Source organism: Nocardia sp. GCM10030253 (assembly GCF_042675075.1).
GTDB lineage: Bacteria > Actinomycetota > Actinomycetes > Mycobacteriales > Mycobacteriaceae > Nocardia.
This window is the reverse complement of sequence record NZ_JBHTDL010000007.1, coordinates 224,981-238,037: the sequence shown is the minus strand read 5'-3', so window position 1 is coordinate 238,037 and position 13,057 is coordinate 224,981. Positions and strand designations below refer to the sequence as shown.

The 13,057-nt window shown below is 65.5% G+C and carries 11 protein-coding genes; 10 read left to right on the top strand and 1 reads right to left on the bottom strand.

Annotation, left to right across the window (positions count from 1 at the left end):
* The first annotated feature begins 19 nt into the window (after nt 1–19).
* From ACFQZZ_RS17115 to ACFQZZ_RS17070, 10 genes are all read left to right on the top strand, one after another.
* Nucleotides 20–1,750: a fumarate hydratase gene (locus ACFQZZ_RS17115; protein WP_378681086.1), complete on the top strand. Its 1,731-nt coding sequence runs from the start codon at nt 20–22 to the stop codon at nt 1,748–1,750.
* A gap of 144 nt (nt 1,751–1,894) precedes the next feature.
* Nucleotides 1,895–2,326: a hypothetical protein gene (locus ACFQZZ_RS17110; protein WP_378681083.1), complete on the top strand. Its 432-nt coding sequence runs from the start codon at nt 1,895–1,897 to the stop codon at nt 2,324–2,326.
* On the top strand, nt 2,323–2,571 hold the full coding sequence (locus ACFQZZ_RS17105) for a hypothetical protein (RefSeq protein ID WP_378681080.1): 249 nt from the start codon (nt 2,323–2,325) through the stop codon (nt 2,569–2,571). Before ACFQZZ_RS17110 ends, ACFQZZ_RS17105 begins: the two co-directional genes overlap by 4 nt.
* A 405-nt stretch (nt 2,572–2,976) precedes the next feature.
* Entirely contained in the window at nt 2,977–3,411 is a 435-nt protein-coding gene (locus ACFQZZ_RS17100) for a M15 family metallopeptidase (RefSeq protein WP_378681852.1), read from the top strand.
* Nucleotides 3,412–3,891: 480 nt separating this feature from the next.
* A complete protein-coding gene (locus ACFQZZ_RS17095) occupies nt 3,892–4,056 on the top strand; it encodes a hypothetical protein (protein WP_378681077.1) in 165 nt (54 codons plus the stop codon).
* An 81-nt stretch (nt 4,057–4,137) separates the two neighbouring features.
* Nucleotides 4,138–4,572: a hypothetical protein gene (locus ACFQZZ_RS17090; RefSeq protein WP_378681074.1), complete on the top strand. Its 435-nt coding sequence runs from the start codon at nt 4,138–4,140 to the stop codon at nt 4,570–4,572.
* Between the two features lie 333 nt (nt 4,573–4,905).
* Nucleotides 4,906–6,087: a hypothetical protein gene (locus ACFQZZ_RS17085; protein WP_378681071.1), complete on the top strand. Its 1,182-nt coding sequence runs from the start codon at nt 4,906–4,908 to the stop codon at nt 6,085–6,087.
* 108 nt (nt 6,088–6,195) lie between these two features.
* On the top strand, nt 6,196–6,402 hold the full coding sequence (locus ACFQZZ_RS17080) for a hypothetical protein (protein WP_378681068.1): 207 nt from the start codon (nt 6,196–6,198) through the stop codon (nt 6,400–6,402).
* Nucleotides 6,403–6,483: 81 nt separating this feature from the next.
* On the top strand, nt 6,484–7,725 hold the full coding sequence (locus tag ACFQZZ_RS17075; protein ID WP_378681065.1) for an SGNH/GDSL hydrolase family protein: 1,242 nt from the start codon (nt 6,484–6,486) through the stop codon (nt 7,723–7,725).
* Between the two features lie 101 nt (nt 7,726–7,826).
* Complete coding sequence (locus ACFQZZ_RS17070; RefSeq protein WP_378681062.1) at nt 7,827–8,771, top strand: hypothetical protein; 945 nt, start codon at nt 7,827–7,829, stop codon at nt 8,769–8,771.
* An 8-nt stretch (nt 8,772–8,779) separates the two neighbouring features.
* Here the strand turns inward: ACFQZZ_RS17070 and ACFQZZ_RS17065 are convergent, their stop codons facing one another.
* Nucleotides 8,780–12,880 carry a TIR domain-containing protein gene (locus ACFQZZ_RS17065; protein ID WP_378681059.1) on the bottom strand — a complete coding sequence of 1,367 codons (4,101 nt, stop codon included), beginning with the start codon at nt 12,878–12,880 and terminating at the stop codon, nt 8,780–8,782.
* Between the last annotated feature and the right edge of the window lie 177 nt (nt 12,881–13,057).

Here is a 13,057-nt window from a genome sequence, read left to right as displayed (position 1 = left end):
GGATAGGCTTCCTGTGCTCATGACCAGCCGTGGCTGCCTTCCAGCCGCAGGCCAGCCCGAAGGAGTGCGACCCGTGACCGCGCCGGATTTCCGCTATTCAGATCTGCTGCCGATCGGCGCCGACGACACCCCCTACCGGTTGATCACCACCGAGGGCGTCAATACCTTCGAAGTCAACGGCCGGACATTTCTGCAGGTCGAGCCCGAGGCGCTGCGGCTGCTCACCGCCGAGGCGATGCACGACATCAGCCACTACCTGCGGCCCGCGCACCTATCGCAACTGCGCAAGATCATCGATGACCCGGAGTCGAGCGGCAACGACCGCTTCGTCGCGTTGGACCTGCTCAAGAACGTGAACATCTCCGCGGGCGGCATCCTGCCGATGTGCCAGGACACCGGCACCGCGATCGTGATGGGCAAGAAGTCCGAAGGCGTGCTGACCGGCGTGGACGACGCCGAATGGATCAGCCGTGGCGTGTTCGACGCCTACACCAAGCTGAACCTGCGCTACTCGCAGCTCGCGCCCATCACCATGTGGGACGAGAAGAACACCGGGACAAACCTGCCCGCACAGATCGAGTTGTACTCCACCAAGGGCGATACCGCGCATCCGTCCTACAAGTTCCTGTTCATGGCCAAGGGCGGCGGCTCGGCGAACAAGTCGTTTCTGTACCAGGAGACCAAGGCGGTCTTGAACCCCGAGCGCATGCTGGAGTTCCTTGACGAGAAGATCCGCTCGCTCGGGACCGCGGCCTGCCCGCCCTACCACCTCGCGGTGGTCATCGGCGGCACCAGCGCCGAATTCGCTTTGAAGACAGCGAAATACGCCTCGGCGCACTACCTGGACAACCTGCCGACCGAGGGTTCTCTCGCGGCGCATGCCTTCCGTGATCTGGAGCTCGAAGAAGAGGTTTTCAAGCTCACCCAGGACTTCGGCATCGGTGCGCAATTCGGCGGCAAGTACTTCTGCCACGATGTGCGCGTGGTGCGCCTGCCCAGGCACGGCGCCAGCTGCCCGGTGGCGATCGCGGTCTCCTGCTCGGCCGACCGGCAGGCCCTTGCCAAGATCACTCCGGAGGGTGTGTTCCTGGAGCAGCTCGAGCGCGAGCCCGCGCACTACCTGCCCGAGCAGACCGATTCCATTCTCGGCGGCGACGTGGTCAAGATCGATCTGAACCGGCCGATGTCGGAGATCCGCGCGGAACTGTCGAAATACCCGGTGAAGACCCGGCTTTCGCTGACCGGCCCGCTGGTGGTCGCGCGCGATATCGCACACGCCAAGATCAAAGAGCGCCTCGACGCGGGCGAGCCGATGCCGCAGTACCTGCGTGACATGGCCGTCTACTACGCGGGCCCGGCGAAGACTCCCGAGGGCTACGCGTCGGGCTCCTTCGGTCCGACGACCGCGGGCCGCATGGACTCCTATGTCGACCAGTTCCAGGCTGCCGGCGGCTCGTTCGTCATGCTGGCCAAGGGCAATCGTTCGGCCCAGGTGACCAAGGCGTGCAACGAGCACGGCGGCTTCTACCTCGGTTCCATCGGCGGACCGGCCGCGCGACTGGCGCTGGACTGCATCAAATCCGTCGAGGTGCTCGAGTACGAAGAACTTGGTATGGAAGCGGTCTGGAAGATCGAGGTCGAGGATTTTCCTGCGTTCATCGTGGTCGACGACAAGGGCAACGATTTCTTCGCCGAAACGCAGAAGCCCATCGCCCTGCGAGTGCGGACGCGGTCCAAAGAACGCGTCTGAACTGGGCGGTCTGACCGCCACAAGGGCATCCATGCGGACATTGCAATGTCACCCCGATCGCCGGGGTGGCGTTTGCCGTCGCAGCGGGCACTCTTAATCGAGTACGTCGCCCGCACAGGTGTGCCCTGGAGGTCGAGGAGGACAATGAATACGTCGTTTCGTATCTCGGAATCAGCCAGCCGCCGGTTGACCGAACGCGCCGCGCGCGAGGGAACCAGTTCGAAGGAATTGCTCAGTCGCCTGATCCGTGAGGGGTTCGACCAGCTCGATCACCCCGGGATCGTCTTCCGTGGCCCCATAGCCGACCGCCGGGCCGCACTCGCGGCCGGGCCCGACGTGTGGGAAGTCGTTGCGCGACTGCAGGAACTCGACGGACCGGTGGAACGCCGGATTGCGGTGCTGAGCCAGCAATCGGATCTGCAGCCCCACAAGATCAAGATCGCCGTCGCCTACGCTCGTGAACACGGCAGCGAGATCATTGAGCGAATTGTCCGGAATCGTGAAGCCGCAGAGGCGATCCGGCGCGAGCTCTTGGTGAGTTCGGCACCGCGTGATCCGCACAATCGATCGGTGTGAACGGCTGGTTCGGCGAACACGAGGTCACCGATGCCGTGTGCGTCGGTGACCTCGTCCGCGGCTGCGTCGGGCCCGTTGGCGGTGCGGGCGCGGGAATAATTGCAGTGCAGCAAGGTTCGGGGGATATGGGGATCGTCGGGCAGTGGATACACGATCAGGGCGGTGGGTTCGGCCTCGTCACGACCGTGTCGTGCGACGAATTCGCGGTGCGGGACCCGCTGGTCGGGACCGCGATCTATCGGTGATAGCAGCACTGAGTCACAGTGATCCACAACACTGGAATAGATTGTGGACAACGATCATTCCTGTGGATAACACGCTGGCGGACACGCCGATTCGGCCTTGCCTGCCGGTAACCCCTTACGCCCGATGCGGATTCCGGACAACGGCGTTCCGAGGACAGCGTGCTGTCACCTCATTCGCCGGTGTGTTGCTGTGTTTCGTTGTGTCACTCGTTGCCCGGTTCGTGACTGCGCGGGGCGTAGGTTGTCGAGCCATGTTCCCGCCGCCGGATCGAGCCTTCGAGCGCACTGCCGCTGGATGCCCGTAGTATCGCCCGCATGTTGCTGAAGCGCGGAGTGCGGAGGAATCAGATTCTGCTCGGTCTACCTATCACGGTGTTCCCGGCGCTTGTCGCCACCGCGTTGGCGATGCCGACCGCGACCGCCGCGCCGGTCGATCAGCGGGTGGTGGCGGGGTCGGCGAGCGGGACCGAAGGGCTCGAACCGGGGCTCGCGTTGGCTTACACGATGGCGCACGAACAGGCCGAGGCCGAGGGCGTGAATCTGTCGATCACCTCGGGGTATCGCACGCCGGAGCAGCAGGAGGAGTTGTGGCTGAACGGGTTGCAGACCTACGGCAGCCCGGACGAAACGCGGCGTTGGGTGCTGCCGCCCGCGGAGTCGACGCATGTGTCGGGTCGGGCGATCGATGTGGGGCCGCGCAGGGGTGCGCAGTGGTTGCAGGCGAACGGCAACCGGTGGGGCCTGTGCCGGATCTACGAGAACGAGTGGTGGCACTTCGAGCTCGCCACCCTGCCCGGTATGGCATGTCCGCCGCTGCGGGCGGATGCGAGCGAGCGGTAGCTCCTTACAGCGCCGCGTGGTCGCGGCCGTCTCCGATCTCCCCGCCGGGCCCTACGGCGACCCCTACCGCTACGGCGACAACTTCGGCCCCGTCATCGGCAGCCTCGACGACCTCGCCTTCTGGATCGACCCCGAACGCACCGCCCAGATCCTCCTCGGCGTCGGCCCATACACCCCTCGAACTGCAACGTCCTCTGGTGCAACGGAAGACTGGTGCTGCAGGACATCTTGGCCGCCATGCTCGACTCCACCGGCCTGATCGTCAGTGCGCTGCTCGGGCTGCCGCGCGGTGCGCGACAAGACATCGCTCCGCAGGAGAATGACCGATCAGCGCACGTAGCCTGCGTCGGTCGAACTGTGCGGTGGTGTGGTGATTGTGCACCTGGCATCGGGCCAACTGTCACCATCGTGGTCCACAGCCATTGTGCGGGATCAGCGACTCGAGCTATGCGCTCGGCGATCGCGGGTTAGTTTGCCGGTGTGGTGGTCGTCGGCGCGGGGGCGGACGAAGTGGTCACAGCGGTCGTGGTCGCGGGCGCCTCCGTCACGGCTGATGTGGTCGCAGTGGTCGTGGTCGTGGGCGCGGGCGGTTCCGTCGCTGCTGATGTAGTGGTCGTGGGCCGAATCGGCTCGGGGCACTTCTGATTCCACTCACCGAGGGTGTTGATCTCGGCATTCGATCGTGGATCGCCCGTATAGTCGATCTGGTCCGTGCACTTCACGTAGTTGTCCGTGCCACAGTGGACCTCGGTCCCGCAGTTGTCTGTGCCGGGAGCGCCGCAGTGGACCTCCGTGCCGCAGTTGTCCGTGCCGGGTACGCTCGGCGCGTCCGCCTGCTGGCCGGCGGGCTGCCCGGATCCGTTCCCCGGCTGCGATCCACCCTGCCCTTGCGGCCCAACCGGATTCCCCTGCACCGCACTCGAACTCGTCGGCGTCACTGTCATCGTCATCGTGACCGAGGTCCTGGTCACAGTACTCGACGCCGGCGCACCGGAGTCGGACTCTTTCGTCGTGCACGCTGTCATCATCAGCAGCGGCGTCACCACGGCCAGCATCACGCCCGTCGCTGCACGCAGCCGACTATCCATCCGCATCATCCGCGCTCTTCTCCTCCTGCTGCCACAGCAGCCCACAATCCACCCGACCCGGACCGAAGGTTAGCAGGACACGTCAACGAAACTATCGGGCATTTGCCCTATTCGGTGCAGAGCGCCGGTGTCTGATGTGTGTGCCGCAATCGGAACCGGTGCCGATAGGTTGGCCGGAGTGGCGGGCGACAAGGAACCCGCGCCGCTGAGCGGTTGTCCGCCAAGACCTCCCGCGCTGAGGGAGGGTTGAAACCAGAATGTGCGGACATGCCGATGAGCGTGCGTTACCGGAGTACATGCGGAATCTATCCTGCACACTGGGCAGGTGCGAACACCCCATGCTGGGATCCCTTGGCTTCCAAGGCAACTGACTCCTGGGCAAGTTCTCGTTTCGATCACTTGTGCGATGGATCTCGCCGATTTGATCGCTGGCGATGACCCCGTTCAGCTCACGATGTGCCGGGACCGCGCACCGGATTTAGCCAGGTGGTGCGCTCGTCAACCGGCTGGTGTTTGGCGATCTGAAGCCGAGGTGATCGAGGAGCGAAATGTCCGAATCCGAGGGCTACAGGGAAAGGTGATCTGGGGCAGAGAGTTCCGGCAAGGCCAAGCCGGACTGTTGAAGACAGGCAGCACAGAAGTTGTGCGGCTGGCGAGGGACGGCACCATCTCGTGTACCTATGAGGCACGCCTGGATGAGCATCGCTCTGCCGATGAGCTGATCGCAATGCTGGGTTCCCACCGCGACTCGGCGCGAAGACGCTTCCGGGACACCGTGCTCGGCCTGTTTCCCGATGCAAGGGCAGTTTCGGATTTCCTCGACGATCCAAGCGCGGCGACTGTGCCGGCCGCCTCGATCGAAGCCGAATCCCTGGATTCGTCGATGTTCGACTACGCACTGATCGCGGTGCGCCACTTCAAGAACGCACGCGGTCGAGAGGTGCCTCTCGACACCGTATTGAGGTCACCCGAGCTGGCGGGGATCTTCAACGAGACACCGTGGTTCGCGAGCTACGGGGACCGTCATCGCGAATTGGTCGAATCCCAGGCCCTGGGTTACCGACATGACGAATTATTCCTGGTCGGCCGGAAATCGACACTTATCGTGTGTGAGCGAATCTGGTCGACCGGCGACAGCCTTCACTTGTACTTCGAAGACCTGGTTGTACTTGTCCAGCACTACTTGTCGTGTCGCGCTCACCTTCGACAGTTACTCATGGCAACGCGCTCTCGGTTATCCGTTGACCAGCTCGCCGGCAGGCCGGCCCAGCGCATCGCGCACGACGTACTGGCTTTGCGCCTCAGTCTTATGACCGTCCAATTGGCGCTGGACCAGCACACGATGATCAATCAGGGCTTTACCCGTACGCTTGCCGAGCGGTTACGGCTGGAGTTGGGCATCGAGACATCCGTGCGCATGGTGGACGATTGGCTCTCTACCAGTGAAGCCATCGGATTGCGGGAGTCGATCAATGCGGCCGAGCAGTCCAGTGCTCTGGCCACTCGGAACAACATCCTTCAAACCACGGCCGTCATACTCGCGATCGTGGCGTTGGGAGCTACCGTTGTGATCGCTCTGTTCGGTTGACGAAGAACGCCGTGATCGTCGGCGGTCGGTGGAAAATGAGCGTTGCAGACATGGATGAGAGCGCGATGGCCATTGGCTTACTCATTCACCGCTCATAGCGTCGACGTCATGACAACCACGGACACCGCTGAGATCAGCAAGACCAGCGAAGGTAACGGATCCAAGGGCAGCGCACGGACGGTGCTGGGCAGTTCTGACTGGTTCCGCAGCGGCGGTTGGCATTACGCGGACGGCGCGCTGGCTACGGGTGTGATCGCACGGCATGGCGAGATGACCTTCCCCGGCGATATCACCCGGCATATCGAAGAGCGCTGAGCGGCAACGCTTCCGATATCCCCACGCGGGCGGGCCGGGGAACGGCCGGCCCGTTCGGTTTCTGCTAGAACGGATTTCGCTGTGCGTACTCTTCGAGCCCTGGTAATACTGCTGCTACTCCTGTCACCTGTCACCGCCGCGAACGCCGGACCCGCCTCGACGCAGCCAGCCGGCTGGACCGCGGTCTGGGCCGCCTCGCCTCACCTGCCCAGCAAGGCCGCCACCCCGAACTGGGCAGAGGTCGGATTCGCGAATCACACACTCCGGCAGGTTGTCCGGGTCAGCGACGGCGGGCCTGCCACGCGCGTCCGTCTGACCAACCGATATGGCGCGCGGCCGCTGACAGTGACCGCTGCGACGATCGCCCGCAGCGGTCCCGACGGCAGCATCCAGCCGGACACCCTGCGCCATCTCACGGTGAATCTGGCCATGTCGTTCCGCGTCGCGGCCGGGGCGGATCTGGCGACCGATCCCGTGCTTCTGCCACTCGCGCCGCTCGAATCGGTGACAATCACCCTTTACTTCGCCGAGCCGACAGGTCCGGCGACCCAGCACGCGCAGGCATTCGCCACCACCTACCGGGCCGCAGGCGATCACCGCGCGGACCCGACCGCCGCCGCCTTCGCCGAGACCACCATGTCCTGGTATTACCTGGCCGGAGTCGACGTGACGAACGTGGTTCAGCGTCGCGCGGGCGTTGTCGCCTTCGGTGACTCGATCACCGAAGGTGTCGGCTCGACGCTCAACGCCGACAACCGATTCCCCGATGAACTGGCCGAACGGCTCGCCGCCGCGGGCACTGCGCGACCGGTGCTGAACCAGGGCATCGGCGGCAACCGGGTAACCGTGGATTCTTCCTGGCTCGGAGACGCCGCGCTGCGACGGTTCCGCCAGGACGTACTCGACCAGCCCGGAGTCGGCACGGTGATCATCCTCGAAGGTATCAACGACATCGGGCTCAGCGCGGGCGCGCCGGAGATCGGCGAGCCGGCGGTACCGGTCTCGGCCGGGCAACTCATCGCCGGGCACCGGGACCTGATCCGCCAGGCCCGCTCACGCGGACTGCGCGTCATCGGGGCGACCATCCTGCCGTACCGGGGTTCGCCGTATCCGCCTGAAGGAGAGGCCGAGCGGGACGCCGTCAACCAATGGATCCGCACCTCCGGCGAATACGACGCGGTCATCGACTTCGACACCGTGCTCGCCGATCCCGCCGACCGTGACCGGCTGAATCCCGTCTACGACAGCGGCGACCATTTGCACCCTAACGACGCGGGCTACCGCGCCATGGCGGCGGCGGTGAATCCCGCGGACCTGCGCTGACCCAGCTCGCCCGGGTCGACCCCGGCATCCCCATGTTGTCCCTGCGGCTTGCGGGCGGGCGGTGCTGGTGATGCGCTGCTCGGTAGGTCGATAATCAGCGCATGAGGCGTCGGCCGACGAGACGGTGGGCAGTGGGCGTATTGGTGGCCGTCGCGGTCGTGGCCGCGGTGTGGGGGCTGTGGCCGTGGCACCATCAGAGCGGGGACGCGTTGGCCGGGTGGGAGGTGCAGGTCGACCTGCCGATGCCGGTGTTCAGTCCGGACGGGATCGCCGTTGCGAGCAATGGCGACGTGTATGTGCCCGAGCACGAGCACATTCAGAAGTTGCCCGCCGGGCGATTCACGCCGGAACGAGTGAATATCCCTGGTCTGTCCCACACATACGGTGTCGCGGTCGGTCCCACGGGCGATCTGTTCGTCGGCGACTATACCAACGGGCGGGTGTTTCGGGTGGCCGCCGATACGGCGGCGGTGTCCGTTTTGCCGTTCACCGGGCTCGGCGAACAGGATCCGGCGTCGACCTCGAGGTCGATCGCCGCCGGGGTGGCTGTGGACCACACGGGCTCCGTGTTCGTCACCGACCCGGACAACTCCCGCGTCGTGAAACTTTCCGCGGGTTCGGACAGCCAAGTCGTGGTTTCGACCGTCGCGCACCTCAGCGCACCTATTGCGGTGTCCGACAACGGCGATCTGGTCGTCACGGCCGGTGGCCCCGACTCGGTCGATCGACTTCTCATTCTCCGGACGGGAGCGACCGCATTCGTCGAAACGACGGTGCCCGCTCTCCGAGGTATCAGCGCGATCGCTTTCGACCATCGCGGAAATCTGTTGCTGGCAGACAACCTCCGGCACGACAATCCGGGCGACATGGACGATTCATGGACCTACGAGGGCAGGTTGTGGACGATTCCGGCCGCCTCGACGACACCGATCCGATTGCCGTTCACCGATCTTGGTGAGATCGGCGGTATCGCGGTCGATCCGGACGACAACATCCTGGTCACCGACAGCGACGGTGATCGGGTGCTGCGATTGCCCCGGCGTTGACCACTGTCTCACCGGCAAGTCCGGCGATACGGGACCTCCTGGATGTACTTCCCCCACCCTGCCTCGTCGAGCCCGGATCCCACAGTGGCGCAAGCGGTTTCAACGGGTCGTGACCGCAGGTCGTGCAGTGGACCGAGATCCCAGATCCTTGTCACGCCAGAATCGTACCCGGCTACGAGGCGGCGCGAGTCACTGCTGAATTGTGCCGCGTACACCGCCTCGGAATTGGTGTCGACCCGCTCGCCGACCTGGACGGGATGGTCACGATCGGTGACATCCCACAGGAGGATCTGGCCTTCCCGGTCTACCCCTAGCGCTGCGAGCAGACCCCCGGTCGAATCGAAGGCAGCGGTGAACCTCGAGACGTTCGGTCGCAGGGTGTCGCCAACCCGTCGGGGATGCGCGGGATCCCGTACGTCCCAGAGCTGTCCGGTCTCGTCATCGGCAATCGTGACCAGGACATCGACGGCGGCGGAGTAGGCCGCGCTCGCATAGGCGCCGACCGGTACGCTGGCTATCCGCTTGGGGGCGTTTGCGTCGGAGATGTCCCAGAGCCTCAGCTCTTTGCCCGTGAGGGAAAAGGCCAGCAGGCGGTTGCCGTCGGCGAACGCCAGGCCCTTCACATTCTCGTCGTACAGTCCCCGCCCGAGTCGCCGCGGTGTGCTCGGTGTCTTGATCTCCCATACCAAGGTGTTCCGGTCACTCCCCACCGCAAGGCGTTTTCCGTCCGGCGCGAAGGCGATGGCGCGCACTATCCCGTCCAGGCCGGTCAGCGGTTGCCCCAGTCGCCGGGGGTGCCGCCGATCGCTGATGTCCCACAGCGACACAGTTCGATCCGGGCTTCCGGTGGCTAATGTCCTTCCGTCCGGTGACAAGGCGAGGCATGAGATTCTGTTGTCGTTCATGAAGTCGATATGTTCGGTATTCCACGTCGCGGTCCGGGTCGGAGCGCGCTGCGCCGATATATCCCACAGATCGACGTTTCCGTTGGTTCCACCTACGGCGACGACGTCGCCGATGTTCGCAATGCCGCAAGGCCCGGCCACCTCGTCGATGCTTCCGACGAGCGGCGGCGTTCTCAACCGCAGCTGGGCCCGCAGGCTGGATGTCCACAGCGTGGTGCGGCCGTCGTTGCCTCCGACGGCAATCTGTCCACCCGAGGATGCGAGGGTGGTCGCGGGACTCGGCTGACCGATCAGCGTATCTATGCGCCGCGGCTCGGCCGCATCCGTCGAGTCGTACAGGAACACCTGGTTGCCGGTGCTCGGGGCTGTGATGAGAATTGATTCCTGCAGCGAGAACGCAACGAGGTCATAGCCCCAGCTGTCGTCGATGATGGGAGTGCCGATCGGATGTGGCCGGGTGGGATCGGAAATGTCCCACCGCGCAACACCTTCGGCCCATCTGCCGACCGCCAGGGTTCGCCCGTCCGCCGAGAATGCCAACCGATCGGGAAATGCCGGTCGCTCCGTGCCGAGTTCGCCGACTCGACGGGGCTGGGCAGGCACGGACACGTCCCACAGGGCGATCACACCGGACCTGCCGACCGCCAGCAGGTGCCCGTTCGGTGAGAACGCCACGGACTCCGACACCTCACCAGGAGGTGACAACGTTCCGACCTGACGTAGCCGCCCGGGGTCGGCCAGATCCCACAGCTGAAACGGCTGCTTCGCACCGGTGGTGACGGCAAGCCCGGCACCCGGCCCGAATATCAGATGCGTATCCTCCGGCACATTCGGTATGGCATGCCTGCTGACACGGGGATGCTGCAGGTCGCTGAACTCCAACTCGAGAACGCCCGCCAGCTTGCCCACACCGATGACGCCCTCATCCACACCTGCGCCGGCCAGCAACGTTCTGCTGTCCGATGTAAAGGCCAGGCCGGAAAGGGGACTCACGCCTCGTATCGGCTCGCCCACCCGGCGTGGCCCCGCCGGATCCGCCAGGTTCCACAACACCAGAGTTCCCTGGTCATGCACAACCGCGAGCAGTCGCTCGTCCGGCGAGAAGGCTATGCGCGACACCTCTTCCGCCGGCCCGTCCAACGCCGCCATATAGCGTGTGGTGGACAGACTGTTCACCAGCCAGTGCCGAGTCTCGTCACTCGGGTGAATATTGTCGGCCGCCAACCCGAGCTGTATCGCGCTCCGTGGGTCGACACCGAGCAGTTTGTCCGCTTGTGCCATCAACTGTCGCGCGACCGCCGTGTGCTGCTGCTGGACGGCCGCACGCTGCTGGACGATGGCAACACCGGCGGCCACCAGCGCGGCGGCCAACAGCGTGGACAGCACGACCGTCGCCCGGCGCCGCCGGAACCGATCCCGCCGATAACTCTGCTCCAGGAATTCCAGTGCGCGGGAACTGATTTCGACCCGATCAGCGACCATGCGCCGCAGTCTCGGCGACCAACCACGCCAGCGCGGTTTCGACATCGGCCGCAACCGCGACCCGGTGTCCGACATCGCCGCTTCGAGGCGCCCGCCTTCCCACAGCCGGTTGACGGAGCGCTCATCCTCATCCCATTCCGCCGCGCCGCTCTCGACGGCACGGCGCGCGCGCAGGGCGCTCGCCTGCTCCGCGATGGCGGCCTGCAGCGGCGGCCAGTTCTGCAGGAACGCTTCGTGTGCCACCGAGATGACGATCCGGTCGCTCTCCTGGTCGGTGGTCAACAGGCGGTGCGCGACGAACGCGTCGAAGGCGGCGGTGGCCTGGACGGACAGTTCGCTGCGCGGTACCCGATCCCGGGTCGGCACACCCCGTTCGTCAACGGTGACCAGCCGCAGCAGCATGGCGATGATTTCGTCGGTCGACCGACCGGTCGCGTTGCGCGCCTCGTCCAGCGCGAGGTCGGCTCGCCCCACCAAAGCGCCTCGCACACCACCGGTTTCGCGGTAGCGCTGATGCGACAGCACGTCACCCCGGTGCAGTCCGTCGGCCAGTCGCTCCAGCGCGAAGGCGAGCAGCGGAAGCGCTTCACCGCTGTCGGTGTCGGCGAGCAGTTCAGCGACCAGGTCGTCGTCGACGCCGAGCCCGGCCACCCGTGCGGGTTCCTCGATGACGTCGCGGAGCGCGTCTCTTCGCAAGGGAAGCAACGGATATGAGCGGATGGCCAGCGGCGACAGCGCCGGATCCACCACTGCCTGATCCAGGAACTCCAGCCGTAGTGTGGCCAGCACCTGAACTTGCCCGCCGACGGCGGGGGTGAGCAACTCGATGAACTGGGCACGATCGTCCGGGGTGGTGCGGCGGAGCAGTTCCTCGAACTGATCGATCACCACCAGCAGTTTGCGTTGCGTGTGCGTATCGGTGGCGAGCAGGATGTCCTCGGCGACAGCGCCGAGGCCGTCCTCGGCCAGCCGGTTTCGCACCGCCGACGGCAGCCAGTCCAGACCGGCCCGCCGACCGGCGACCACCAATGACCGGACCAGTGCGCCGAGCGGATCGGTGCCGGGCACGATCGGCTCCAGCGGCAGCCAGTACGGTTCGTCAGCGATGAGAGGGACGACCCCGGCCCGCACGAGCGACGACTTTCCGCATCCTGACGGCCCGACGACCAGCAGCACCGAGCGCCCCATTCGGGCGGTCGGTGTGCGCAGCCGCTCCGCGATCTCCGCGGCTTCCCGGCGGCGCCCGAAGAACACACGATGCTGATCGGTGTCGAAAGCCAGCAGTCCCGGGTACGGCGAGCGGTCATCGGGCCAGCCGAGTCCGCCGCCCGCGTCGACGGCCCGCAACGAAGCGGCCAGCCGCGCCCGCGCGACCACCGGATCCGCGATAGCGTCGGCCTGCTGGATCGCCGTGAGCAGTGGATGCGTCGCGCCCTTGGTGACCCGGACCGGCAGTAGTCTGCTGCCGGTCGTTTTCGCGATCCCGATCTCGGCGAAGCACCAGACCGACTTCAGGTAGTCGGTGGTGACAACGCAGACCACCGCATCGGCCCACCGCAGCCGTTCGTAGAGCCGCTGCTCCCACTCCTCGCCGACCACCAGCCCACCGACCGGATCCTGATCGAGGAAAACCTCGTGCCCGTCGGCCACCAGCCAGCCGCGTATCCGGCCCGCCCACTCCCGGTCGACACTCGCATGACTGATGAATACCTTGGCCACCATCCCTCCTCAGCGGCAGACCAGGCTCAAAGAATAACGTCCGCGATCGCTCACCGACCCTCGAACGATCCTCCAGTCGGCGAGAACAGGGGTTGAACGGAATCGCGGTGTCCGAAGGCTTCCGGGCCGGATCGGACCGAGCGTGGGCAATGTCCTACGGTGTTCCACCGCCCGCCCGAA